General features: G+C 73.2%; 20 protein-coding genes. 9 read left to right on the top strand and 11 right to left on the bottom strand.

Annotated elements, in window-relative coordinates; genetic code table 11:
• Nucleotides 1-9 precede the first annotated feature (9 nt).
• Together Q6347_RS07590 and Q6347_RS07595 are read right to left on the bottom strand one after the other, a co-directional pair.
• Complete coding sequence (locus tag Q6347_RS07590) at nt 10-699, bottom strand: hypothetical protein (protein WP_304607067.1); 690 nt, start codon at nt 697-699, stop codon at nt 10-12.
• Nucleotides 696-1,382, bottom strand: a complete 687-nt coding sequence (locus Q6347_RS07595) for a DUF5701 family protein (protein WP_304607068.1) — start codon at nt 1,380-1,382, stop codon at nt 696-698. Before Q6347_RS07595 ends, Q6347_RS07590 begins: the two co-directional genes overlap by 4 nt.
• A 224-nt stretch (nt 1,383-1,606) precedes the next feature.
• Here Q6347_RS07595 and acnA point away from each other — a divergent pair, with 224 nt between their 5' ends.
• On the top strand, nt 1,607-4,360 hold the full coding sequence (gene acnA / locus Q6347_RS07600) for an aconitate hydratase AcnA (RefSeq protein WP_304607069.1): 2,754 nt from the start codon (nt 1,607-1,609) through the stop codon (nt 4,358-4,360).
• 144 nt (nt 4,361-4,504) lie between these two features.
• On the opposite strand, the gene Q6347_RS07605 is transcribed toward acnA, so the two are convergent.
• A complete protein-coding gene (locus Q6347_RS07605) occupies nt 4,505-5,359 on the bottom strand; it encodes an alpha/beta hydrolase (protein ID WP_304607070.1) in 855 nt (284 codons plus the stop codon).
• A gap of 84 nt (nt 5,360-5,443) precedes the next feature.
• On the opposite strand from Q6347_RS07605, the gene Q6347_RS07610 reads away from it, so the two are divergent.
• Nucleotides 5,444-6,112: a TetR/AcrR family transcriptional regulator gene (locus Q6347_RS07610; protein WP_304607071.1), complete on the top strand. Its 669-nt coding sequence runs from the start codon at nt 5,444-5,446 to the stop codon at nt 6,110-6,112.
• Between the two features lie 13 nt (nt 6,113-6,125).
• On the opposite strand, the gene Q6347_RS07615 is transcribed toward Q6347_RS07610, so the two are convergent.
• The 6 genes from Q6347_RS07615 to Q6347_RS07640 form a co-directional block, all read right to left on the bottom strand.
• Nucleotides 6,126-7,472, bottom strand: a complete 1,347-nt coding sequence (locus Q6347_RS07615; RefSeq protein WP_304607072.1) for a permease prefix domain 1-containing protein — start codon at nt 7,470-7,472, stop codon at nt 6,126-6,128.
• On the bottom strand, nt 7,469-7,849 hold the full coding sequence (locus tag Q6347_RS07620) for a PadR family transcriptional regulator (RefSeq protein WP_171248146.1): 381 nt from the start codon (nt 7,847-7,849) through the stop codon (nt 7,469-7,471). Before Q6347_RS07620 ends, Q6347_RS07615 begins: the two co-directional genes overlap by 4 nt.
• Before the next feature lie 79 nt (nt 7,850-7,928).
• Complete coding sequence (locus tag Q6347_RS07625) at nt 7,929-9,299, bottom strand: hypothetical protein (protein WP_304607073.1); 1,371 nt, start codon at nt 9,297-9,299, stop codon at nt 7,929-7,931.
• A gap of 66 nt (nt 9,300-9,365) precedes the next feature.
• Nucleotides 9,366-10,280 (bottom strand): aminoglycoside phosphotransferase family protein, encoded by a 915-nt coding sequence (locus Q6347_RS07630; RefSeq protein WP_304607074.1) that lies wholly within the window; start codon nt 10,278-10,280, stop codon nt 9,366-9,368.
• Complete coding sequence (locus tag Q6347_RS07635) at nt 10,280-10,978, bottom strand: CoA pyrophosphatase (protein WP_304607075.1); 699 nt, start codon at nt 10,976-10,978, stop codon at nt 10,280-10,282. Before Q6347_RS07635 ends, Q6347_RS07630 begins: the two co-directional genes overlap by 1 nt.
• Before the next feature lie 23 nt (nt 10,979-11,001).
• Entirely contained in the window at nt 11,002-12,450 is a 1,449-nt protein-coding gene (locus tag Q6347_RS07640; RefSeq protein ID WP_171248150.1) for a GuaB1 family IMP dehydrogenase-related protein, read from the bottom strand.
• A gap of 82 nt (nt 12,451-12,532) precedes the next feature.
• Here Q6347_RS07640 and dxs point away from each other — a divergent pair, with 82 nt between their 5' ends.
• The 4 genes from dxs (at nt 12,533) to Q6347_RS07660 (ending at nt 18,480) form a co-directional block, all read left to right on the top strand.
• A complete protein-coding gene (gene dxs, locus Q6347_RS07645) occupies nt 12,533-14,422 on the top strand; it encodes a 1-deoxy-D-xylulose-5-phosphate synthase (RefSeq protein WP_304607076.1) in 1,890 nt (629 codons plus the stop codon).
• A gap of 165 nt (nt 14,423-14,587) precedes the next feature.
• Nucleotides 14,588-16,849 carry a formate C-acetyltransferase gene (pflB, locus tag Q6347_RS07650; RefSeq protein ID WP_304607077.1) on the top strand — a complete coding sequence of 754 codons (2,262 nt, stop codon included), beginning with the start codon at nt 14,588-14,590 and terminating at the stop codon, nt 16,847-16,849.
• Nucleotide 16,850: 1 nt separating this feature from the next.
• A complete protein-coding gene (pflA, locus tag Q6347_RS07655; protein WP_171248153.1) occupies nt 16,851-17,711 on the top strand; it encodes a pyruvate formate-lyase-activating protein in 861 nt (286 codons plus the stop codon).
• A gap of 31 nt (nt 17,712-17,742) precedes the next feature.
• A complete protein-coding gene (locus Q6347_RS07660) occupies nt 17,743-18,480 on the top strand; it encodes a PIG-L deacetylase family protein (protein ID WP_171248154.1) in 738 nt (245 codons plus the stop codon).
• Nucleotides 18,481-18,482: 2 nt separating this feature from the next.
• On the opposite strand, the gene Q6347_RS07665 is transcribed toward Q6347_RS07660, so the two are convergent.
• Entirely contained in the window at nt 18,483-19,586 is a 1,104-nt protein-coding gene (locus Q6347_RS07665) for a glutamate--cysteine ligase (RefSeq protein ID WP_304607078.1), read from the bottom strand.
• 107 nt (nt 19,587-19,693) lie between these two features.
• On the opposite strand from Q6347_RS07665, the gene Q6347_RS07670 reads away from it, so the two are divergent.
• The 3 genes from Q6347_RS07670 (at nt 19,694) to Q6347_RS07680 (ending at nt 22,134) form a co-directional block, all read left to right on the top strand.
• The gene (locus Q6347_RS07670) at nt 19,694-20,554 is read left to right on the top strand and encodes an SGNH/GDSL hydrolase family protein (RefSeq protein ID WP_304607079.1); all 861 of its coding nucleotides are present in this window, start codon (nt 19,694-19,696) and stop codon (nt 20,552-20,554) included.
• Between the two features lie 9 nt (nt 20,555-20,563).
• Entirely contained in the window at nt 20,564-21,250 is a 687-nt protein-coding gene (locus Q6347_RS07675) for an HAD family hydrolase (RefSeq protein WP_304604134.1), read from the top strand.
• A gap of 179 nt (nt 21,251-21,429) precedes the next feature.
• Nucleotides 21,430-22,134 carry a hypothetical protein gene (locus Q6347_RS07680; protein ID WP_304607080.1) on the top strand — a complete coding sequence of 235 codons (705 nt, stop codon included), beginning with the start codon at nt 21,430-21,432 and terminating at the stop codon, nt 22,132-22,134.
• A 92-nt stretch (nt 22,135-22,226) separates the two neighbouring features.
• Here Q6347_RS07680 and Q6347_RS07685 read toward each other — a convergent pair whose 3' ends face one another.
• Nucleotides 22,227-24,380, bottom strand: a complete 2,154-nt coding sequence (locus tag Q6347_RS07685) for a 3-hydroxyacyl-CoA dehydrogenase NAD-binding domain-containing protein (protein WP_304607081.1) — start codon at nt 24,378-24,380, stop codon at nt 22,227-22,229.
• Between the last annotated feature and the right edge of the window lie 3 nt (nt 24,381-24,383).

A 24,383-nucleotide genomic window follows, 5' to 3' on the forward strand; every position in this document is an offset into this window, starting at 1 on the left:
CGGCGCCCGTCAGATCCGCGCGAGCAGTCCCGCCAGGGACGCGGCGACGGCGTCGGGGTCGGCGAGCAGGTGCAGGTGGCCGCCGGGCAGCGAGTCGGTGGGCCAGCCGGCCTCGCGGGCGCGCTGCGCCTCGCGGGCGTAGGTGTCGCCGAAGGAGAGGTAGGCGAGACGGCCCCGCTCCCAGCCGGCGGGGACCTGCACGGCGGACTCGGTGTAGCTGAGCGGCATCCGCGGCGCCTCCGCCTCCAGCCGGTCGAGGGTGGCGTCGTCGGGCAGGAGCCGGCGGACCTCCTCGCGCGGCCACCAGGACGGCCACGGGGGCAGGAGCCCGTCGGCGTCCGCGAGGTCGCGCAGCTGCTCCCGCAGGTCCGGCGGCACCAGGGGAGCCTCGCCGGAGGCGGGCGGCAGCGCGGCGTCGACGAAGACCGTGCCGGCCAGCGGGCCAGCCGCGGCGATCGCGGGGACGTACAGACCGGCGTTCGAGTGGGGCACCAGCACCAGGAGGTCGTCGTCGGGCAACGACGCCTCGCACCGGTCGAGCACCTGCTCGGGCGAGGTGCCCCGGGTGTCGGCGACGAGCGTCCGCCAGCCGTGCGAGCGCAGCCGCTGGGCCACCGGCTCCCAGACGGCGGGGCCGAGGAACGGGCTGGGCAGGAAGGTCACGATCGGCCGTTCGACGACGGCGGTGGGGGTCGTCATGGGTCCAGCCTGTCATCCGTCGAGGCGACGCCGAGCCAGGTGTGCCGGTTGCGCCACCAGCACCAGCCGATCTTGGTCGCGCCGCGGCGAGTGCTTCCGTCCCGTCCGGTGCCGCCGGAGATCCACAGCGCCGGGGTGCGGGCGTCGTACGTGCCGTCGGGCCGGCGTCGTCGCGAGCCGATCGTCATGAAGCAGCGCCCGGGCTCGAGAACCTCCGGGTCCTGCAGCACCCACTGGGCTCCTTCGGCGAGCGTGAGCGGGGAGCGGCCGCGCTCGGCGATCCGGGCCGCCGCCTCCTGCGGGGAGGCGTTCGCCATGTCGTCGCCGCGGTCCGGTCCGTTCACGAGGTAGACATCGGCGTCCGGGACCTCGAGGCCGTCGACCGGACCGAACGCGTCGACGTCGGTCATGTCCTCGACCACGAACCCCTCGCGCTCGACGACGCCCGTGCGGGTGCGCACCGTGCGTCGCAGGTGCGGGGCCAGTGCCGACGGCGAGAGGTGGCGCGGGTGCACCACGAGCAGCGCGCCGGGCGGTGCCGCGCGGGCCAGGCGCCGGGCGGCCGAGCGGAGGCCGGCGGCGTCGAGACGGTCCGGGGCGGCCGGGGTGCCGTCGTCGGGCACGAGGCCCGGCGCGACGAGGCGGTCGGCCTGGGCCGGCAGCGGGGGCAGGGCGGCGGGCACGGGGCTCCTTCCGTCGGACGTCAGGGTCAACGCCGCGCGCGTGCCACGCGTTCCGGGTGAGGCACGCCTAAGTATCTTGACGTCAAGATATATGGGCTATGCTGGGCACAGCCCGGCGACCTCTGCGTACGCTGGGACAGCCCCCGCACGAGACGGCGTCGGAACCGCTGCGACCAGCGCAGGTCGGGTCCCGTCCGCCGGAAAGCCCCCGAGAAGGAGCCGCAGTGAGCAGCGTGGACACATTCGGATCGAAGGGAACCCTGGACGTCGGAGGGAACTCCTACGAGATCTTCCGGCTCTCCGCGGTCGAGGGGCTCGAGCGCCTCCCGTACTCGCTGAAGATCCTCGCCGAGAACCTGCTGCGCACCGAGGACGGCACGAACATCACCGCCGACCACGTGCGCGCCCTGGCCGACTGGGACCCGGACGCCCAGCCCAGCACCGAGATCCAGTTCACCCCGGGCCGCGTCATCATGCAGGACTTCACCGGCGTGCCCTGCGTGGTCGACCTGGCCACCATGCGCGAGGCGGTCGAGGAGCTCGGTGGCGACCCCACCCGCATCAACCCGCTCGCACCCGCCGAGATGGTCATCGACCACTCCGTGCAGATCGACGTCGCCGGCACCACCGAGGCCTTCGAGCGCAACGTCGAGTTCGAGTACGAGCGCAACCACGAGCGCTACCAGTTCCTGCGCTGGGGCCAGACGGCGTTCGACGACTTCAAGGTCGTCCCCCCGGGCACCGGCATCGTCCACCAGGTCAACATCGAGTACCTGGCGCGCACCGTCATGACCCGTGAGGTCGACGGCGTCCTGCGCGCCTACCCGGACACCTGCGTCGGCACCGACTCGCACACCACGATGGTCAACGGTCTCGGCGTGCTCGGCTGGGGCGTCGGCGGCATCGAGGCCGAGGCGGCCATGCTCGGCCAGCCGGTCTCGATGCTCATCCCGCGCGTCGTCGGCTTCAAGCTGACCGGCGAGATCCCCGCCGGCGTCACCGCCACCGACGTCGTGCTGACGATCACCCAGATGCTGCGCCAGCACGGCGCCGTCGGGAAGTTCGTCGAGTTCTACGGTTCCGGCGTCGGCCAGGTGCCGCTGGCCAACCGCGCCACCATCGGCAACATGTCGCCGGAGTTCGGCTCGACCGCCGCGATCTTCCCGATCGACGACGTCACCATCGACTACCTGCGCCTGACGGGCCGCAGCGAGGAGCAGCTCGCCCTCGTCGAGGCCTACGCCAAGGAGCAGGGCCTCTGGCTCGACCCGAGCTCGGACGACTACGTCGAGCCGACGTTCTCGGAGTACATGGAGCTCGACCTGTCCACGGTCGTGCCGTCCATCGCGGGTCCGAAGCGTCCGCAGGACCGCATCGAGCTGACGCACGCCAAGGCTGCGTTCGCGCGCGACCTGCCGAACTACGCCTCCGACGTCGTCGACTCCGTGGACGAGGCCGAGATGGAGTCCTTCCCGGCCTCCGACTCGCCGTCGACCCACGACCAGGTGCGCCGCACCGTGCCCGTCACCGACACCCAGGGGCGCGAGTTCGAGCTGTTCCACGGCGCGGTGGCGATCGCCTCGATCACCTCCTGCACCAACACCTCGAACCCGTCGGTCATGCTCGCCGCGGCGCTGCTGGCCAAGAACGCCGTCGACAAGGGCCTGGTCTCCAAGCCCTGGGTGAAGACCTCGATGGCCCCCGGGTCGCAGGTCGTGACGAACTACTACGAGAAGGCCGGCCTGTGGCCGTACCTGGAGAAGCTCGGCTTCCACCTGGTGGGCTACGGATGCACGACGTGCATCGGCAACTCCGGCCCGCTGGACGAGAAGGTCTCCGAGGCGGTCCAGGAGAACGACCTCGCCGTCGTCTCGGTGCTGTCCGGCAACCGCAACTTCGAGGGCCGGATCAACCCGGACGTGAAGATGAACTACCTGGCCTCGCCGCCGCTGGTCATCGCCTACGCCCTGGCCGGCACCATGGAGTTCGACTTCGACGCCGACCCGCTGGGCCGCGACGAGGACGGCAAGCCGATCTTCCTCAAGGACATCTGGCCCACGCCGGAGGAGGTCCAGGCCACGATCGAGTCCTCGATCGACCGCAAGATGTTCGAGAAGGACTACGCCGACGTCTTCACCGGTGACGACCGCTGGCGCGCGCTGGAGACCCCCGAGGGCTCCACGTTCTCCTGGGACACCGAGTCCACCTACGTGCGTCGTCCCCCCTACTTCGAGGGCATGGGCGCCGAGCCGGCGCCGGTCGAGGACATCACCGGCGCCCGGGTGCTCGCCAAGCTCGGCGACTCGGTCACCACCGACCACATCTCGCCGGCCGGTGCGATCAAGCCGGACAGCCCGGCGGGCAAGTACCTGGCCGAGCACGGGATCGCGCGTCGCGACTTCAACTCCTACGGCTCGCGCCGCGGGAACCACGAGGTCATGATCCGTGGCACGTTCGCCAACATCCGTCTGAAGAATCTGTTGCTGGACGGCGTCGAGGGTGGTTTCACCCACAACTTCGTCACCGGCGAGCAGGACACCATCTACGACGCCGCGCAGGACTACGCCGAGCAGGGCACCCCGCTGGTGGTCCTCGGCGGCAAGGAGTACGGCTCCGGCTCCTCGCGCGACTGGGCGGCGAAGGGGACCGCGCTGCTCGGCGTCAAGGCGGTCATCACCGAGTCGTTCGAGCGCATCCACCGCTCGAACCTCATCGGCATGGGCGTGCTCCCGCTGCAGTTCCCGGCCGGGGAGTCCGTCGACTCCCTCGGTCTGGACGGCACCGAGACGTTCGACATCGCCGGCATCACCGCTCTCAACGACGGCGAGACCCCGGAGACGCTGAAGGTCACGGCGACCAAGGACGACGGCAGCACCGTCGAGTTCGACGCCGTGGTCCGCATCGACACCCCGGGTGAGGCGGACTACTACCGCAACGGCGGCATCCTGCAGTACGTGCTGCGCTCGCTGGTCGACTGAGACCGGCTCCGGCCCGTACGACGACGCCCCGTCGCTCTTGGAGAGCGGCGGGGCGTCGTCGTGCCTTCGTCCGTTGTGGGTATGGATTCTGCGGGTCCGGAGCGCTCCGGACCCGCAGAAATCAAGCCCACAACCGCGCGGGGGTCAGGCGGGGACGCGGGTGAGGTGGTCGACGACGGTCTTGACGACCGTCTCGTCGTCGAGGACGCCGTTGTGGCCCTGTCCCTCGGTGATCATCAGCTCGCTGCCCGGGTGCGCCGCGTGCAGCGCGTACGCCTCCTCGGCGCCGTGCATCCGGTCGTCGGCGTCCTGGACGAAGAGCGTCCCGACGTGCTCCGGCACCGGGTGGCGGCGCAGGTCGAAGCGGTCGCGCAGACCGTCCTGGCCGGGGAACTCCCGGCGGGTGATGTCGTCGCACAGCCGGTCCAGCAGGCGGGGCGCGATGCCGACGAGCCGCATGTAGGTCGCCGTGACGGAGTCGAAGCTCGTGGGTCCGGCCAGCGAGGCGAAGCGTTCGGCGCGGAAGCCCTCGTGCAGGGCGAGCCCGGCCGTGAACGCGCCGAGGGAGTGGCCGACGACGGCGGTGTACGCGCCGTGGCGCGCCTGCATCGCGTGCATGGCCGCCATGTGCTCCACGACCGTGAGGCGGTTGCCGTCGGACTCGCCGTGGGCGGGGCCGTCGTACGACTCCACCGACCACCCGGCCTCGACCAGCGCGCGCACGAGCGCCCCGAAGCGGCTCGCGCGACGCTGCCAGCCGTGCACGAGCAGCACGCTGGGTGCACCGGGGGAGGTCTCGCCCCACTGGTAGGTGGTCACCGTGAGGCCGCCGACCTCGACCGTGCCGCGGCGTGCGGCGTCGTGGACGTCCTGGTCGGCGGGGCGTACCCGGGCCCGCGGGCCGACCTGGGTGAAGAGTCGCGCGGCGATGCCGGTGGCGACCGGGGGAGCGACGACGGACAGCGTGCGGAACGTCGCGCGCAACGGTGCAGGAACCACGGTGTACCTCCTCGAACGGCTGGACGTGACCACCATAGCACTATCTGAACGATCGTACGTAAAGATTTCTCGTATACTCGTGTCATGACCATCCACGCACCCGAGCCGGAAGCCGCCACCGTCGCCCCGTCGTCGGACGGTCGGCGGCGCCGAGGTGACCGCACCCGCGCCGCGGTGCTGGACCACGCCGTCCAGCGCGCCTCCGCGGACGGGCTCGCCGGGCTGACGTTCGGGACGCTCGCGGCGGAGACCACGACCACCAAGAGCGCGATCGCCGGGTTGTTCGGGAACAAGGAGGGCCTCGAGACCGCCCTCGTGCAGCACGCGCGCGACATCTTCCTCGACGCGGTGATCGCCCCGGCACGCGCGGCGGCGCCGGGGCTCGACCGCGTCTGGGCGCTCGCGCAGGGGTGGAGCGAGTACTCGCGCACCCGGACCTTCGCCGGCGGGTGCTTCTTCCGGGCGGTGGAGACCGAGGTGGACTCGCGGCCCGGTGCCGTGCGCGACGCCGTCGTGGCGGTGCGCCGCGAGTGGGACGGGTACCTGCAGCACCACGTCACCCTGGCGGTCGACGCCGGCGACCTGGCCGCCGACGTCGACCCGGCCCAGGTGGTCTTCGAGGTCGTGGCCCTGCTCGGCACGGCCAACGACCGGTCGCTGCTGCTGGACGACGACGGCGCCTACGCGCGGGCGCTGGCCGCCGTGCGGACGATGCTGGTGGCCCACGGCGCCGACCCGGAGCGGCTGCGCTGATCCCCGCGGACGGTCACACGAAGCCGAACAGCGGGCCGAACGCGACGACGACCAGCACCGCCCAGGCCGCGTAGACCGGGAGGTAGGCGGTCTGCCAGCGCTCGAGGTCGCCGAAGGCGCGACGGTGCCGGAGCAGGCCGAGCAGCAGCCACGCGGAGCGTGCGAGGTGGACGGCCAGCAGCAGGTTCAGCCCGAGCGCGGCGACCTTGTTCGGGCTCGCCCCGAACTCGGCGATCCGGGTGAGCATCGCGGTCAGGGCGACGGCGTCCACGGCCAGGGCCACCGTGACCAGGCCGAGCTGGAGGCCGTCGAACAGCCCCGGACGCGCCAGCGGGTCCCGGGCCGACACCGAGTACATCACCAGTGCCAGGACGAGCAGCAGCACCCCGTCCATGAGGATGAGCAGCTCGCGGTCGACGGTGGTGAGGTCCCCGGCGGTGGCCAGCGCCACCAGGCAGGCCACGAGCGTCAGCGTGGTGAGCGGGGTGAAGACCCGGGTCAGCACCGGGGCGATGTTCTCCACGACCTCCTGCTTGGCCTCGACGAGCCAGGCCGCCACGAGGAACGCGCCGGGGACGCACACCGGCAGGATCCACTGCTCGAGCGCGGGTTCGAGGTCGAGGCCGGTGAGGCTGAACAGGCCGGCCGTCAGCCCGACCAGCACCCCGCCGCCCAGGGCCAGCAGCACGAAGTAGATCGCCAGCTCGCCGGTGAACCGCACGAAGTCCATCCGGCGGTCCGGCGAGCGCCAGCGGCCGCCGGCGTAGGCGACGCCCACCAGCGCCCACAGCACCACCGGCGCGTGCAGGGCGGCCAGGGCGAGCGTGGACCCGTCGACCGTGTAGGGGTAGAGGTTCAGGACCGCGGCGAGGACCACGAGGCCGGTGACCAGCACACCGGTGGTGGACGCCGCGAGGCGCCGCTTCCAGCCGAGGTACCCCGCGACGAACGGGGCCACGAGCAGACCCAGGTTGGTCAGGAACGCCCCCTCGTCGAGGAACGTCGCACCCGCCTTGACCGCCAGCCCGGCGCCGACGGCGCAGGCGAGGACGACCGCCAGCTCCCGCCGCGCGGGGGACACGTCCTCCTCGGTGCCGTCCGGGAGCAGGACGAGCTGCTTCCACAGTCGCTCCGAGTGGGCACGGGCGAACTCGCGGGAGACGGCGTCGAGACGTCCCATCCGCTTGACCGCCACGAGGAACGCCTCCTCGTCGTCGAGCCCGGCGGCCCGCAGGTCGTCGATGCGCTCGCGCAGGTGGTCGGTCATCTCGTCGACGTCGTCCGGCGCGACCGCACGGTGCCGCCGGACGTAGTCCCGCCAGCGGTCGATCTGCGCCTCGAGGACCTCCGGGGCGTTCATGCCGTCCCTCCGGCAGTCGCCGGGCCGGCCTGGGGCGCCGGCACGTCGGACAGGGTGCGCCAGACCTCGCCGAGCGTCTCGGCGACCACGTCCCACTGCCGGCGTCGTTCGGCCAGGGCCTCGTGCCCGGCCGGTGTGAGGGCGTAGTGCTTGCGTCGCCGTCCGGAACCCGACCGTCCCCACGACGCCTCGACGAGGCCGTTGCGCTCCAGGCGGTGCAGCAGGGGGTACAGCATGCCGTCCGTCCAGCTCATCCGGCCGCCGGAGAGCTCGGCCACCCGTTTCGCGATCGCGTACCCGTACGACTCGCCCTCGGCGAGGATGCCGAGTACGAGCGGTGTCGCGGAGGCCGCGACGAGATCCTTGTCGATGTGCATAGCGCCTCTATCCCTCGATGTACGAGGTATTAAACCCTCGAGCTGCGAGGTATCGCAAGTGGTGCGGGAGCGTCCCGGGTCAGACGAAGCCGAAGAGCGGGCCGAACGCGACCACGACGAGGAACGCCCACCCGACGTAGAAGGGCAGGACCGCGGCCTGCCAGCGGTCCAGACCCGCGACCCCGTCGCGCCGCCGCAGCATGGAGATCAGCAGCCGGGCCGACCAGACCAGGTGGACCGCCATCAGCACGCCGAGACCGAGCACGGCGACCTTGTTCGGGCTCGCCCCGAACGCGGCGGTCCGGGCGACCATCGCGGTCAGCACCACGCCGTCGACGGCGGTGGCCGCCACCGTCATCGCCAGCAGGACGCCGTCGAAGAAGCCGGGCCGCCGACCCGGGGTGCGGGCGGCGACGGCGTACAGCAGCAGCGCCAGCGCGACGACGAGCACCGAGGCCAGGGTGACGAGGAACTCGCGGTCGACGGTGGTCAGGCTGCCCACCGCCCCCAGGACGGCGACGCTCACGAGCAGCGTGATCGTGGTCAGCGGGACGAAGATCTTCGCCAGCACCGGGGCGATGTTCTCCACGACCTCCTGCTTGGCCTCGACGAGCCACGCCGCGACGAGCAGCGCGCCGGGGACGCCCATCGGCAGCACCCAGTCCTCGATCACCCCCTGGAACTCCACGTCGGCCAGGGTCAGCAGGCCGATCGTGAGCCCGACGAGCAGGCCGCCGCCCAGGGCGATGAGGGCGTAGTAGACCACCAGCTCGCCGGTGAAGCGCAGGTACTGCAGCCGGCCCGCCGTCGAGCGCCACCGGCCCGCCGCGTACGCGACGCCGATCAGCCCCCAGAGCACGATCGGTGCGTGCACCGCGGCGAGGAAGCCCGTCGACCCGCCGGCGTCGAACGGGTAGACGTTGATCGCCACGGCGAGGACGGCCGTCAGGAGCAGCAGCACCGCCGCGGTGCGCCACGACACCCGCCGCTTCCAGGCGAAGTAGGCGCCGAGGAACGGCGCCACGAGCAGGGCGACGTTGTGGCCGAACGCCGTGCTGTCGAGCTGGGCGACCCCCACCTTGACGCTGACGCCGGCGCCGACGGCCAGCGCCGCCACGACGCCGACCTCCCGCCAGTCGACCGTGGTGCCGCCCGGGGCAGCCGGTGACCGGTCGAACCGCCGCCAGAACACCGCCGCCTGCTCACGGGCGACCTCGCGCGCCACCGGGTCCTCCCGGTCGACGCGCATCACGGCCACGAGGAACGCCTCGTCGTCGTCGAGCCCGGCCTCCTGCAGCGTGGCGATCCGGGACCGGAGGCGGGCGGTGCGCCCCTCGACGTCGTCGGCCTCGTGCCGCCGCAGCGCCTCCCGCCAGCTCTCGAGACGAGCCTCCGCCGACTGCTCGGAGCCCGCCGGGTGCCCTGTCCCGCGCCCTCGGTCGCTGCTCATGGCTCCGCGCTCCTCGCTCTCCTCCCATTGAAACGCCGGGAACGGCGCCTCACCACGCAAGAGGCGTCAGTGCCGGGAGGCGGCGTCCTCGGCCGACGCGTCGGCGAGCACCTGGTCCAGGCTCTCGACGCCCAGCGGGGGCAGCCAGGCGTGCTCGGCGGACGAGTCGACGACCATCGCGCTCGCCATGGCCACCGCCCACCCGCGGGCGCGCACCCACACCGGGTCGTCGGCGGGGTAGCGGTGCGCGAGGGCACGCCGGAACTCCGCCCGCCCCGCATCGTCGAAGGTCAGCCACGCGGTGGCGAGGTCCGTGGCGGGGTCGCCGGAGGTGACGTCCCCGAAGTCGACCACGGCGGCGAGACCGTCGTCGTCACCGACGACGACGTTGCCGGGGTGCGGGTCGCCGTGCACCCAGACCGCCGGCCCGTCGTGGAGCGGGGCGGCCAGCGCGTCCTCCCACACCGCGGCGAGCCGGGCGGCGGACCCGACCCGCGGGTCGGCGAGCCGGCGGCGGACGGCCTCGTCCCGGGTGGTCAACGGCACGCCGCGCACCGGGTTGACCGGCGCGTCGAGGGCCGGTGCGTGCAGGGCGTCGAGGAACGCGGCCAGCGGTGCGGCCAGGCGCTGCCGTCGGGGACGCGGGACGTCCGCCGCGCGGTGCCCTGCGAACCACGGCACCACCGACCAGTGCCACGGGTACGCCGGGTCGGTGCTCGGCACCCCGACGCGGACCGGCGCCGGGACGGGCACGGGCAGCCGCGCCGCCAGCCAGGGCAGGGACTCCTGCTCGTGCACGACGAGCGGCGCCGCCGGCTCGCGGCGCGGCAGCCGGACGGCGAGGTCGTCGCCCAGGCGCACCATGACGTTGTCCCAGCCCTCGGCGGCGACCCGCAGCGGGCCGTCGGCCAGGTCCGGGTGCTGGGCCTCCAGCAGCGCGCGGACCAGGTCGACGTCGATCTCGATCTCGGCCGCCGCCATCAGGGGTCGAGCTCGATCTCGCGCCCGCGGTCCCACGGCTCGGTCCAGCCCAGGTGGTCGAACAGCGCGTCCAGGACGCCCGCGGTGAAACCCCACACCAGGTGCTGGGTGCCGCCGTCGTGCACCTGGAACGCCGGGCCGCGCCAGACCTGGCCACCGCGGCGCAGCACGGTGGTGACGCGCCGGTCGGGGTCGAGCAGGTCCGCGACCGGGGCGCGGAACACGTGCGAGGACTCGGCCGGGTCGACGACGCCGACGGGGGACTGGCGCGTCCACCAGGCCAGCACGGGCGTGACGACGTGGTTGCTCACCGGCATCGGCAGCGTGGCCAGCGTGCCCAGCACCTCGATCCCCGCGGGGTCGACACCGGTCTCCTCGCGGGCCTCGCGCAGCGCGGCCGACACCGCGTCCTCGTCCGCGTCCGCGCGCCCGCCGGGGAACGCCACCTGGCCGGCGTGCGAGCTCAGCGTCGCCGCCCGGGAGAGCAGCAGCACGTCGAGGTCGTGCGAGACGGCCTGCGCCTGCGCGTGGTGGTCCGAGGGCAGTCCGTCCAGGACGCCGAACAGCACGAGGACCGACGCCGGGCGGGCGAGCCGCGGGTCGAGCTCGCCGCGGGCGTGCGGCCAGGGGCCCGCGAACGAGCCGTCGCGGGCGAGGGCCGCCAGCTGGTCGCGCGCCGGGTCGGGACGGTCGGTCACCCCGGTCACCCCGGTCACCCCGGTCACCAGGAGGTCGGCAGGGGCATGCCCTCGGCGAACCCGGCGGCCGACTGGATGCCCACCGTGGCGCGGTCGGCGAACTCGGCCAGGGTGCGCGCCCCGGCGTACGTGCAGCTCGAGCGCAGGCCGGAGGTGATCTCGTCGAGCAGGTCCTCGACACCCGGCCGGCGGGGGTCGAGGTACATCTTGCCGGTCGAGATGCCCTCCTCGTACAGCGCCTTGCGGGCGCGGTCGAACGCCGACCCCTCGCCCGCGGTGCGCGCGGCGACGGCCCGTGCCGAGGCCATGCCGAACGAGTCCTTGTACAGCCGGCCCGACCCGTCCTCGTGCAGGTCGCCCGGGGACTCGTAGGTCCCGGCGAACCAGGAGCCGACCATCACCTGCGACGCGCCGGCGGCCAGCGCCAGGGCGACGTCGCGCGGGTGCCGCACGCCGCCGTCGGCCCAGACGTGCTTGCCCAGCTCACGGGCGGCGGCCGCGCACTCCAGCACGGCCGAGAACTGCGGGCGCCCGACGGCGGTCTGCATCCGCGTGGTGCACATGGCGCCCGGGCCGACACCCACCTTGATGATGTCGGCCCCCGCGGCGGCGAGGTCGCGCACTCCCTGTGCTGTCACGACGTTGCCGGCCACGACCGGCACCTGCGGGTCGACGGACCGGACCGCCTGCAGCGCGGCGATCATCTTGTCCTGGTGGCCGTGCGCCGTGTCGACGACGAGCACGTCGATCCCGGCGTCCAGCAGCTCGCGGCTGGTGGCCGCGACGTCGCCGTTGATGCCGACGGCGGCACCGATGCGCAGCCGACCGCGGGCGTCCAGGGCGGGGGAGTAGACGGTCGAGCGCACGGCGCCCTTGCGGGTGAGCACCCCGGCCAGCACGCCGTCGCGCACGACGGGGGCGAGCTGGATCTTCGCGGCGTGCAGCCGCTCGAACGTGGCGGGCAGGCCGTCGTCCTCGATCTCCTTGGCGTCGAGGGTCACCAGGTCCGTCGACATCACGGTGGCGACGCGGGCGAACCGGTCCACGGCGGTGCAGTCGTCCTCGGTCACCACGCCGACGGGGCGGCCCGCGTCGACCACGACGGCGGCGCCGTGCGACCGCTTGCCCAGCAGGGAGAGCACGTCGGCGACGGTGTCGGTCGGGGTCACCACGACCGGGGTCTCGACGACGGGGTCCTTGGACTTCACGTCCGCCACGACGTCGGCCACGACGTCGGCCGGGATGTCCTGGGGGAGGATGGCGATGCCGCCGCGGCGGGCCACGGTCTCGCTCATGCGGCGGCCGGCGACGGCCGTCATGTTCGCCACCACGACGGGGACCGTCGTCCCGGTGCCGTCGTCGCTGGACAGGTCCACGTCGAACCGGCTGGTGACGTCCGAGCGGGACGGCACCATGAAGACGTCGCCGTAGGTCAGGTCGGTGGTGGGCTGCTGGCCCGGGAGGAAACGCACCCTTCGAATCTACCGCGCATCCGCTGCACCGGGACGTCACGAACAGCACTTAGAGTTGTCTGATGATCTGCAGGAGGAACGTATGGGGCTGTTGAGCACGATCACCGCGCCCGAGGACGTGCGCAGGCTCGGTCCGGCCCAGACGCGGCAGCTGGCCACCGAGATCCGCGACTTCCTCGTGCACAACGTCTCCCGCACGGGCGGGCACCTGGGGCCGAACCTCGGCGTCGTCGAGCTGACGATCGCGCTGCACCGCGTGTACGACTCGCCGCGGGACACGCTGGTCTTCGACACCGGCCACCAGTCCTACGTGCACAAGCTGCTCACGGGGCGCCAGGACTTCGCCGACCTGCGCAAGCGCGGCGGCCTGTCCGGCTACCCGAGCCGGTCGGAGTCCGAGCACGACGTCGTGGAGAACTCCCACGCGTCGACGGCCCTGTCCTGGGCGGACGGCATCGCCAAGGCGAACGAGATCGGGCACCACGACGACAAGCACGTCGTCGCGGTGATCGGGGACGGCGCCCTGACCGGTGGCATGGCCTGGGAGGCCATCAACAACATCGCGGCCGGGCGCGACCGCCGGCTGGTCATCGTCGTCAACGACAACGGCCGCTCGTACTCGCCGACCATCGGCGGCGTGGCTGACCACCTGGCCACGCTGCGCACGACCCGTGGCTACGAGGCCTTCCTGGCGTGGGGCAAGCGCGCGCTGCAGCGCACCGGCCCGCCCGGACGCTTCGCCTACGGCTGGCTGCACGGCCTGAAGAAGGGCCTCAAGGACGTCGTCGCCCCGCAGGGGATGTTCGAGGACCTGGGGCTGAAGTACGTCGGCCCGGTCGACGGCCACGACGTCAGCGCGATGGAGCACGCCCTGCGGCGGGCCAAGACCTACGGCGGACCCGTCATCGTGCACGCGATCACCGAGAAGGGTCGCGGCTACATCCCGGCCGAGGAGGACGTCGCCGACCGCTTCCACGCGGTGGGCAAGATCCACCCCGAGACCGGGCTGCCGGTCGCGCCGTCGCGGTTCGGGTGGACCCAGGTGTTCGCCGAGGAGCTCGTGGAGATCGGGCGCCGCCGCCCCGACGTCGTGGCGATCACCGCGGCCATGCTGCACCCGGTCGGCATGGCGCCGTTCGCCGAGGAGTTCCCCGAGCGCACCTTCGACGTCGGCATCGCCGAGCAGCACGCCGCGACGTCGGCCGCCGGCATGGCGTTCGCCGGTCTGCACCCGGTGGTGGCGGTGTACGCCACGTTCCTCAACCGCGCCTTCGACCAGGTGCTGATGGACGTCGCCCTGCACAAGGCGGGCGTCACCTTCGTGCTCGACCGGGCCGGCGTCACGGGCGCCGACGGGCCCAGCCACAACGGCATGTGGGACATGGCGATGCTGCGCATCGTCCCGGGTCTGAGGCTGGCCGCCCCGCGCGACGAGGCGACGCTGCGCGCGGCCCTGCGCGCGGCCGTGGAGGTCGACGACGCGCCGACGGTCGTCCGGTACCCCAAGGGCGCCCTCGACGAGTCGATCGAGGCCGTCGAGACGCTGGAGGGGGTCGACGTCGTGGCGCGGCACACCCCGGGCGACGGCACCTCCTCGCCCGCGCGCGTCCTCGTCGTCGGCGTCGGGGCGATGGCCGCCGCCGGTCTGGCGGCGGGGGAGTCGTTGGCGGCGCACGGGCTGGCGGTCGACGTCGTCTCCCCGACCTGGGTGCTGCCGGCGCCGGAGCGCCTGGTGAAGATGACCGGTGACCACGACCTCGTCGTCACGCTGGAGGACGGCGTCGTGGACGGCGGTGTCGGCGCGATGCTCGCCCAGCGCGCCGCCGCGCAGGGGATCCGCACGCCCTTCGTGCACACCGGCCTGCCGGTGGCGTTCCTCGACCACGCCAGCCGCGAGCAGATCATGTCCGCGCAGCGCATGCAGGCCGAGGACGCCGTGCGCGACGCGCTGGCGACGCTCTCCCAGGAGTGAGCTCTCCGCCCCCCTGAGCCGTTCCCGCCACCGGCCGCACCGTGAGACGGTGCGGCCGGTGGTCTGTGACGGACGTCTCGGCCGCTCTGTGGTCAGACCATTGCTTGTGAAGGTCTTCACGAATACGCTGGAAGCATCACCGAGCGAGCGTGAAGGAGCGGGGCGATGACCGTCCAGGAAGAGCGTCAGACCACCACCGGTGCCGCGTGGGAAGGTTTCGTCCCCGGACCGTGGTGCGACACGGTCGACGTCCGGGACTTCATCCAGCGCAACTACACGCCCTACGAGGGCGACGCGACGTTCCTGGCCGGGCCGACCGAGCGCACCGACGCCCTCTGGGCCCGGCTGAGCGCGATGTTCCCCGTCGAGCGCGAGAACGGCGTCTACGACGTCTCCTACGACGTCCCGGCCGGCATCACGGCGCACGAGCCGGGCTACATCGACCCCGCGAGCGAGATCATCGTCGGCCTGCAGACGGACGCCCCCCTCAAGCGCGCGATCATGCCGAACGGCGGCTGGCGGATGGTCGAGGGAGCCCTCAACACCTACGGCTACCCGGTCGACCAGGACCTCAAGAAGGTCTTCACCGAGTACCGCAAGACCCACAACCAGGGCGTCTTCGACGTCTACCCGCCGAACGTCCGGGCCGCCCGCAGCTCGCACGTGGTGACCGGCCTGCCCGACGCCTACGGCCGCGGCCGCATCATCGGCGACTACCGGCGCGTCGCGCTCTACGGCGTCGACGAGCTGATCGCGGCCAAGAAGCTCGACAAGCTGACCCTCGACGTCGAGCCGTTCAGCGAGACGGTGGCCCGGGCCCGCGAGGAGCACGCCGAGCAGATCCGTGCGCTGGGCGAGCTCAAGGAGATGGCCGCCTCCTACGGCGTGGACATCTCCGGCCCGGCGCGCACCGCCGTCGAGGCCGTGCAGTGGCTGTACTTCGGGTTCCTGGGAGCGGTCAAGGAGCAGAACGGTGCCGCGATGTCGCTCGGGCGCACCTCGACGTTCCTGGACGTCTACCTCGAGCGCGACCTGGCCGCCGGGCGGATCACCGAGGCCCGCGCGCAGGAGATCATGGACGACTTCGTCATCAAGCTGCGCATCGTCCGGTTCCTGCGCACCCCCGAGTACGACGCGCTGTTCTCCGGCGACCCCACCTGGGTCACCGAGACCATCGGCGGCATGGGCGCCGACGGCCGCACCCTGGTCACCAAGAACTCGTTCCGCATGCTGCAGACGCTGTACAACCTGGGGCCGGCGCCGGAGCCGAACATGACCGTGTTCTGGTCGGCCGACCTGCCGCAGGGGTTCAAGGACTTCTGCTCCCAGGTCTCCATCGACACCTCCGCGGTGCAGTACGAGTCCGACGAGGAGATCCGCACCGCGTGGGGCGACGACGCCGGCATCGCCTGCTGCGTCTCCCCGATGGCGATCGGCAAGCAGATGCAGTTCTTCGGCGCGCGCGTCAACCTCGCCAAGACCCTGCTCTACGCCATCAACGGCGGGCGCGACGAGATCACGGGCGCGCAGGTCTCGCCCGTCGCCACCCCGGTGCCCGAGGGCCTGCCCCTGGACTACGACGACGTCCGTGCCCGGTTCGACCAGACCATGGACTGGCTGGCCGCCACCTACGTCGAGGCGCTCAACTGCATCCACTGGTCCCACGACAAGTACGCCTACGAGCGGCTCGAGATGGCGCTGCACGACAAGGACGTGCTGCGCACCATGGCCTGCGGGATCGCCGGTCTGGCGGTGGCCACCGACTCGCTGTCGGCCATCCGCTACGCCACCGTCACCCCCGTCGTCGACGACCGCGGCATCGTCGTGGACTACCGCACCGAGGGCGACTACCCGGCCTACGGCAACGACGACGACCGCGCCGACGAGATCGCCGTGGACCTGGTGGAGTCGTTCATGGCCAAGGTGCGCAGCCACCGGATGTACCGCGACGCCGTGCCCACCCAGTCGGTGCTGACGATCACCTCGAACGTCGTCTACGGCAAGGCCACCGGGAACACCCCGGACGGCCGTCGCGCCGGCGAGCCGTTCTCCCCGGGGGCCAACCCGATGAACGGGCGCGACACCCACGGGATGCTCGCCTCCGCGCTGTCGGTGGCCAAGCTGCCCTACGAGGCGGCCCAGGACGGGATCTCGCTGACCAACACCGTCGTGCCGGCAGGGCTGGGACGGACCCGTGCGGAGCAGATCACCAACCTCTCCGGCCTGCTCGACGCGTCGTTCGGCGCGGGCGGTTACCACATGAACGTCAACGTGCTGGTGCGCTCCACGCTCGAGGACGCCATGGAGCACCCGGAGAACTACCCGCAGCTCACCATCCGGGTCTCGGGCTACGCCGTGAACTTCGTGCGGCTGACCCGCGAGCAGCAGCTCGACGTGCTGGCCCGGACCTTCCACGGGGAGATCTGAGATGACCACCTGCCTGGCGCCCCTGGACGCCCCCAGCGCGCGCCGGGCAGGTGCCGGCCTGCGCGGGCTGGCGACCACCGACGTCGAGCGGTCCGAGCGCCTGGAGCTCATGCGCTCGGGCGCGCTCGGCTCGGTGCACTCGTGGGAGCTCGTCACCGCGGTCGACGGCCCGGGGACGCGGATGACCGTGTTCCTGTCCGGCTGCCCCCTGCGGTGCCTGTACTGCCACAACCCCGACACCCTCGCCATGAAGGACGGCGGCCCCGTCCTGGCCGAGGACCTGCTGGCCCGCGTCGAGCGGTACCGGGCCGTCTTCGCCGCCACCGGCGGCGGGATCACGCTGTCGGGCGGCGAGGTGCTCATGCAGCCGGCCTTCGCCGCGCGCGTCCTGCGCGGCGCCAAGGAGCGGGGCGTGCACACCTGCCTGGACACCTCGGGGTTCCTCGGGGCGAACGCCACCGACGAGATGCTCGACGACACCGACCTGGTCCTGCTCGACATCAAGTCCGGCGACGAGGAGACCTACCGGCGGGTGACCGGCCGGCCGCTGGCCCCGACGCTGGCCTTCGGCCGGCGGCTCGCCGAGCGGGGCGTCCCGGTCTGGATCCGGTTCGTGCTGGTGCCGGGGCTGACCGACGACCCGCGCAACGTCGAGCTCGTGGCCGAGCACGCCGCCGCGATCGAGGCCGTGCGCCCCGGCACCGTGCAGCGGGTCGAGGTGCTGCCGTTCCACCAGATGGCGCGCGACAAGTGGGCGGACCTCGGACGGACCTACGAGCTGGACGACGTCGAGCCGCCCTCCGCGGAGGCCACCGAGGCCGTGCGCGAGGTGTTCCGCTCGCGCGGGTTGACCACGTACTGACGCCGCGCGCGGCGCTGGGTACCGTCGGGGCATGAGGAGCACCGCACCCGCACCGCCGGCACCGCTCGACGAGGACTGGGACACGGCCCTGGTCGTCGTCGCCCACCCCGACGACATGGAGTTCGGGGGAGCGGCGGCCATCGCGCGCTGGACCGGACAGGGCAAACGGATCGGCTACGTCATGGTGACCAGCGGCGAGGCCGGCATCGACGGCATGGAGCCCACCGAGTCCCGGCGGGTCCGCGAGGCGGAGCAGGTCGAGTCCGCGCGTGTCGTCGGGGTCGAGGACGTCGAGTTCCTCGGCTTCCCCGACGGGGTGGTCGAGTACGGCCTGCCGCTGCGGTCCGCGATCGCCCACGCGATCCGCCGGCACCGCCCCGAGGTCGTCATCACCCTGAACTTCCGCGAGGAGTTCCCCGGCGGCGTCCTCAACCAGGCCGACCACGTCGCCGTCGGCCGCGCCGTCGTCGACGCCGTGCGCGACGCGGGCAACCGGTGGGTGTTCACCGACCAGCTCACCGACGGCCTCGAGCGGTGGGACGGCGTCCGGGAGGTCTGGGTCGCGGCGTCACCGCGCGCCGGCCACGCCGTCGACGTCACCGACACGTTCGACGACGGCGTGGCCTCGCTGCGCGCGCACGCCGCCTACATCGAGGGGCTCGGCTGGCAGGACTTCGACCCGGCGGAGTTCCTCGGGCGCATCACGCGGGGGAACGGGGAGGCCTTCGGCACCGAGCACGCCACCGCGTTCGAGGTGCTGAGCATGTGACCTCAGGAGTGGGTGACCCCCACGGCCCGTTCGGCGACCCGGTGCAGGTTCCCCCCGGACTCGGCGAACCAGGCCCGCTGCTGGGCCGCGCCGCCACCGGTGGACCACAGGCGGCCCAGCAGCTCGGTCACGGACTCCAGGTCGCCGGCGTCGACGAGCGCGTCGCGCACGTGCGCCACGAGCTGGCCGACGACGTCGTGCGCCGGGGCGGGGCGCCACGTCACCGGGGAGACCAGGTCCCCCTCCAGACCGGACCGGCCGGCCCGCCAGGCCGCCGTGCGCAGCAGCTCGGGGTAGGTCTCCGTGACCTCGACGTCGTCGAGCGCCTCGCGGGCGGCTGTCTCGACCAGTCCTCGCGTCAGGGCGGCGAGCAGCGTCGCGGTGTCGGGGTGCAGGCAGACGTCGGCGACCCGGATCTCCACCGTCGGGTACTTCGGCGACAGCCGGGCGTCGAAGTGCACCATGCCCCGGTCGAGCACGGTGTCCGTGGCGACGATCGCCTCCACGGCGGCGTGGTAGGCCTCGGGCGTGCCGAACCGGCGCGTCGGGCCCGCCGTCGGCCAGCGGGCCCACACCTGGGAGCGGAAGCTCGCGTAGTCGCTGTCCTCGCCCTGCCAGTACGGGGAGTTGGTGCTCAGCGCCAGCAGCGTCGCGAGCCACGGACCGATCCGGTCCAGCACGGCCACGCCCTCCACCTCGTCGACCACGGAGACGTGGACGTGGCACCCGCTGGTGAGCTGCTCGCGCGCCGTCATGCCGAACGTGTGCCGGGCCTGCAGGTAGCGCAGCCGCGACACCGTCGTGCCGGTGAAGGGCACCGGGGAGGTCGCCAGCGCGGCGACCCGCGCGTCCACGCGGTCGGCGGCGTCCTGAGCACGGGCACGGCCCGCCCGGATCTCCTGCGCGAGCTCCTCGAGCGACGCCCGGGGGAGGGTGGCCGTCTCGAGCTGTTCCTCCATGAACTCCGGCTCCAGGGCGCCGGTGCCGCTCTCCCGGTTGTCGTGGCCCGACGCCGCCAGCGCCTCGGCGGCCTTCGCCACCGGAGAGCCGTCCGGCCCGACGAGCAGGAACTCTTCCTCGACACCCATGGTGCGCGGTTCTGTCATGTCGGCATCATGGTGCCGCCGCCCGTGGAGCGCGCGCCGAGACGCCGACCCCGACACGTCAGGGTGGCGTCACCCGGCGTTCAGACGCGTCTGGTTGAACTGCGGTCATGGGTCGCCCGCGCACCACGCTCCCCGCACTGACCGTCCCCCTCGCCGCCTCGGTGACGGCGGGAGTCGCCGTCGTGGTGCTGCGCCGCCAGGCCGCGATCGCCCGCCGACGGATCGGGAAGGCGCTCGGCGAGGAGGTGCCGGACGCCGACCGCGTCTGGCGGGCCCGGTACCCGGGCGACCCCCTGGAGCTGCTCGTGCTCGGCGACTCCGTCGCGGCGGGGCTCGGTGCCGAGCGGCGCAAGGACACCCTGGGAGCCCGGATCGCCCGCGGGGCCGCCCAGCAGCTCCAGCGTCCCGTCCGCCTGCGCTGCGCCGCCGTGGTGGGTGCGGAGTCGTCGGCGCTGCGGACCCAGCTGGACGGGCTCGACGACGACTACCGGCCCGACGTGGCGGTCGTCGTCGTCGGCGGCAACGACGTCACCCACCGCGTGCCGGTCGCGACCTCCGTGCGACACCTGGTCGAGACGGTCGAGCGGCTGCAGGAGCGGGGCAGCGCCGTCGTCGTCGGCACCTGCCCCGACCTCGGGGCGCTGCGGCCGGTGCCTCAGCCGCTGCGGGCCCTCGGCTCGCGCGCCTCGCGGCAGCTCGCGGCCGCGCAGTCCGTGGCCGCCCGTCGGGCCGGGGCGCACACCGTCTCCCTGGCGGCGGTCGTCGGGCCCTTCTTCGTGTCCTCCCCGCAGGAGGCGTTCAGCCTCGACCGGTTCCACCCCAGCGCGCTCGGCTACCGGCGCACGGCCGCGGCGCTGGTGCCGTCGGTGCTGGTGGCGCTGGGGGAGCGGGCGGAGCTCCCGCCCGGGCACCGGCCGCCCGATCCGCTCGCCGGGACGGCGCGCCGCCGGTGGCGGCGCCCCGCGTAACCTGCCGCCATGATCTGGCTCCTGGACCTGGACAACACGCTCGTCTCCCGGGACGCGGCCTTCGCCGCCTGGGCGGCGCGCGCGGTGGCCGACGACGGCGGGACGGACGACGACCTGGCCGCGATCGTCGCCGCCGACGACGGGGGCTTCGCGCCCAAGGCCGACGTCGCCCGCGAGCTGATCGCCCGGCTCGGGTGGGCCGACGACGTCCCGGCGGCGGTCGACCGCTTCCGGGCCGGCATCCGCGACCACGTCCGCGCCTACGACGGCGTGCTCGACGACCTCGACGCGCTGCGCGCCGGCGGGGACCGGGTGGCCGTGGTGACCAACGGCGTCTCGCACCAGCAGCGCGGCAAGATCGACCGGTGCGGCGTCGAGGCACGTGTCGACGCGATCGTCGTCTCCGGGGAGGAGGGCGTCCAGAAGCCCGACCCCGCGCTGCTCGAGATCGCGCTGGAGCGCCTCGGCGCGGCCGACGCCGACCGGGGCCGGGTGTGGATGGTCGGGGACGCCGGGCACGCCGACGTCGCCGCCGGGCGGGCCGCCGGCACGCGCACGGGCTGGGTGTCGCACGGACGCCGCTGGGACGTCGCCCACGGCGACGCGCCGGACGTGGCCGCGGCGACGACGCGCGAGGTGCTCGCCGCCGCGCGTGCCGCTCAACCGGACAGCCGCTCCGCGCAGGGGCTAGTCTGAGGGTGGGCGGTGCGTCCCGCCCCACCCTCTCCCCGGTGCTCGCGCCACCGGGACCGCCTGGTGCGGTGAGGGCAAAGGGGACCTCGAGTGCTCGACGCGTCGCACAGGACACCCGTGTTCCGGTGCGGCACCGCGGGCGCGAGCCGCTGGTGGCGCACCCGCGAGCACGAGGAGTCCTCATGACCTCCCAGGAATCGTTCAAGCGCCGCGTCCGCGAGCGGATGGCACGCACCGGCGAGCGGTACGCGGCCGCCCGCCGCTCCCTCCTGACGGACCCGCCCGGCACCTCGTCGGGATGGGTCAGCGACCCGGAGCTGTCCGACGAACGCGTCCGTGACGCCACCGGGCTTGGCTGGGACGAGTGGGTCGCCCGGATCGACGCCGGTCCCGGCCGCTCCGCCTCCCACCCCGAGATCGCCGCGTGGGTCACCTCCCGCGCCGCCTTCTCCGGCTGGTGGGTGCAGACGGTGACGGTCGGCTACGAACGCATCACCGGCATCCGGCTGCCGGGCCAGATGCCGGACGGCACGTTCACGGTGAGCCGGTCCCGGACGCTGGACGTCGACCGCGAGACCGTGCGGGCCCGGCTGCTGGACGACGGCGGACCCGACACCCTGGTGCCCGGCCTGACGCTCACGGCGCGCTCCCGTCCCGGGGTGAAGAGCCCCCGCTTCGCGGTGACCGAGTCCGGTCCGGACGGCGAGACGGACCGGGGGATGCTCATGCTGTCGATGGACGCCGTCGGGCAGCGGTGCCGCGTGACGGTCACGCATGAGCGCATCGGCACGCCGGCCGAGGCCGAGCAGTGGAAGAAGTTCTGGGCCGAGTGGCTCGTCACCGTGGCCGACGAGCTCGGCGAGGACGGCGGCGACCCGGCCCGCTGACGGCCCGGACGCACCGGAGGCCCGGTCCCGACGTCGGGACCGGGCCTCCGGTGCATCTCACCCGGGAGAGGGCGGTGTCAGGTGACCTCGGCTCAGGCGGAGCCCCCGGGGACGTTGGCGACGCCGTCCGGCAGCAGGCGGCGGCCCAGCACCTTCTCGCTGTAGCCGGTGCGGTCCAGGTACGGCGTGATGCCGCCCGTGTGGAAGCCCCAGTGAGCACCGAGGATCATGCACAGGTCGATCTGCGAGGGGTCGGCCACGACGTTCTCCTCCAGCATGTGCCCGATCTCCACGGTCAGGGCCGTGAGCACCGAGTCCAGCACGCCGTCGGCGTCGAGCACCGGCGTGCCCGCCCGGCCCTCCGAGCCGGCCGGCAGCGCCTCGCCGAACACCGACTGGATCGCCGGGTCGACGGGCTTGGGAAGCCCGCGGCCGGGGGCGTCGAGCACCACGCGGGTGCCGTCGGCGACGATCTTCTCCAGACCGGGGGACTGGGGGAACCGGTCGCCGAGGTCCTCGCGCAGCGACGTGAGCACGTGCATGCCGACGGCGGGGCCGACGAGGTCGAGCAGCGCGAACGTGGGCATCGGGAACCCGAGCGGTGCGAGCGCGGTGTCCGCGGCCTCGACCGAGGTGCCGTTCTCGACGGCCTCGATGACCTTGCCCATGACCAGGATGAGCAGTCGGTTCACGACGAAGCCCGGACGGTCCGCGACGAGCACGGCCGTCTTGCGCAGCTTCTTGGTGATGGCGAACGCCGTGGCCAGGGCCTCGTCCGAGGTGTGCTCGGCGTTGACGACCTCGACCAGCGGCATCTGGGCCACCGGGTTGAAGAAGTGGATGCCGACCACGCGCTCGGGGTGGCGCAGGTCGGAGGCCATCTCGGTGATCGACAGCGCAGAGGTGTTCGTGGCCAGGATCGTGTCCTCGCCGACGATCTCCTCGAGCTCCGCGAACACCTTCTTCTTCAGGCCCATGACCTCGGTGACGGCCTCGACGACGACGTCGCAGGAGGCGAACTCGGAGATCTCGGTGGTGCCCGAGATGCTGGCGACGATGCGGTCGCCGACCTCCGGCTTCATCCGGCCGCGGCCGACGAGCTTCTCGACGGTGGACCGGACGTAGCCCAGCCCCTTCTCGACACGCTCGGTGTCCAGGTCGCGCATGACGACCGGGACGCCCAGGCGCTGCGAGACGAGCAGGGCGATCTGAGCGGCCATGAGACCGGCACCGACGATGCCGACCCGCGTCACCGGCTTCGCCAGCGACTTGTCCGGGGCGCCCTTCGGCTTCTTGCCGGCGGACGTGAGCTGGAACGCGTACACGCTGGAGCGCATCTCGTCGCTCATGGCGAGGTCGGCCAGCGCCTCGTCCTCCGCGACGAAGGCCTCCTCGCGCGAGGCGTTCCGGGCACCGGCGAGCAGGTCCAGCGCGCGGTACGGCGCGGGGCGGGACCCGTCGATCACCGCGTCGAGACGCTCCCGCGTGCCCTGCACGACGGCGTCCCACACCGGCTGCGGGTCCAGGTCGCGACGCTCGACGGTGACCTCGCCGGCCACGACGTCCGCGGCCCAGGCCAGCGACCGCTCGAGGAAGTCGGCGGCCTCGAACTGCGCGTCGACGAGACCGATCTCGAGCGCCTCGGCGGGCTTGAACGGCTTGCCGACCATCGGCCGCGTGAGGATGACGTCGACGGCCTTCTCGATGCCGACCAGTCGCGGCACGATGTAGGCGCCGCCCCAGCCGGGCACCAGCCCGAGCCCCGTCTCCGGCAGACCGAGCGCCGCGGCGTCGGAGGCCACGGTGCGGTACTGGCAGTTCAGCGCGACCTCGAGGCCGCCACCCAGCGCGAGGCCGTTGACGAAGGCGAAGGTCGGCACGCCCATCGTGTGCAGTAGCTCGAACGCACCGTGACCCGACCGGCCCAGCTCCAGGGCCTGGTCGTGGGAGGTCACGGCGCTGACGCCGAGCAGGTCGGCGCCGGCGGCGAGGAAGTACGGCTTGCCGGTGATGCCGACGGCGGCGATCTCGCCGCCTGCCGCACGCTCCTGCTGGCTGCGCAGGGCGGCGGTCAGCTCGGCCAGCCCCTGCGGGCCGAGGGTGTTCGGCTTGGTGTGGTCGAGCCCGTTGTCGAGGGTGACCAGCGCCAGGGTGCCCCGGCCGCCGGGCAGCTCCACGTCGCGGACGAGGGAGTGGGTGACGCGCTCGGCCCGCGGCTCAGGGGTCTGGTTCGTGGTGTCGGTCATCGT

The sequence above is a fragment of the Isoptericola sp. b408 genome (genome assembly GCF_030588085.1).
Classification (GTDB): Bacteria; Actinomycetota; Actinomycetes; order Actinomycetales; family Cellulomonadaceae; genus Isoptericola; species Isoptericola sediminis.

Coding starts and splice junctions, on each gene's coding strand:
- Q6347_RS07590 (WP_304607067.1), bottom strand. CDS start 699: ATGACGACCCCCACCGCCGTCGTCGAACGGCCGATCGTGACCTTCCTG.
- Q6347_RS07610 (WP_304607071.1), top strand. CDS start 5,444: ATGACCATCCACGCACCCGAGCCGGAAGCCGCCACCGTCGCCCCGTCG.
- Q6347_RS07615 (WP_304607072.1), bottom strand. CDS start 7,472: ATGAACGCCCCGGAGGTCCTCGAGGCGCAGATCGACCGCTGGCGGGAC.
- Q6347_RS07620 (WP_171248146.1), bottom strand. CDS start 7,849: ATGCACATCGACAAGGATCTCGTCGCGGCCTCCGCGACACCGCTCGTA.
- Q6347_RS07625 (WP_304607073.1), bottom strand. CDS start 9,299: ATGAGCAGCGACCGAGGGCGCGGGACAGGGCACCCGGCGGGCTCCGAG.
- Q6347_RS07630 (WP_304607074.1), bottom strand. CDS start 10,280: ATGGCGGCGGCCGAGATCGAGATCGACGTCGACCTGGTCCGCGCGCTG.
- dxs (WP_304607076.1), top strand. CDS start 12,533: ATGGGGCTGTTGAGCACGATCACCGCGCCCGAGGACGTGCGCAGGCTC.
- pflB (WP_304607077.1), top strand. CDS start 14,588: ATGACCGTCCAGGAAGAGCGTCAGACCACCACCGGTGCCGCGTGGGAA.
- pflA (WP_171248153.1), top strand. CDS start 16,851: ATGACCACCTGCCTGGCGCCCCTGGACGCCCCCAGCGCGCGCCGGGCA.
- Q6347_RS07660 (WP_171248154.1), top strand. CDS start 17,743: ATGAGGAGCACCGCACCCGCACCGCCGGCACCGCTCGACGAGGACTGG.
- Q6347_RS07665 (WP_304607078.1), bottom strand. CDS start 19,586: ATGACAGAACCGCGCACCATGGGTGTCGAGGAAGAGTTCCTGCTCGTC.
- Q6347_RS07670 (WP_304607079.1), top strand. CDS start 19,694: ATGGGTCGCCCGCGCACCACGCTCCCCGCACTGACCGTCCCCCTCGCC.
- Q6347_RS07675 (WP_304604134.1), top strand. CDS start 20,564: ATGATCTGGCTCCTGGACCTGGACAACACGCTCGTCTCCCGGGACGCG.
- Q6347_RS07680 (WP_304607080.1), top strand. CDS start 21,430: ATGACCTCCCAGGAATCGTTCAAGCGCCGCGTCCGCGAGCGGATGGCA.
- Q6347_RS07685 (WP_304607081.1), bottom strand. CDS start 24,380: ATGACCGACACCACGAACCAGACCCCTGAGCCGCGGGCCGAGCGCGTC.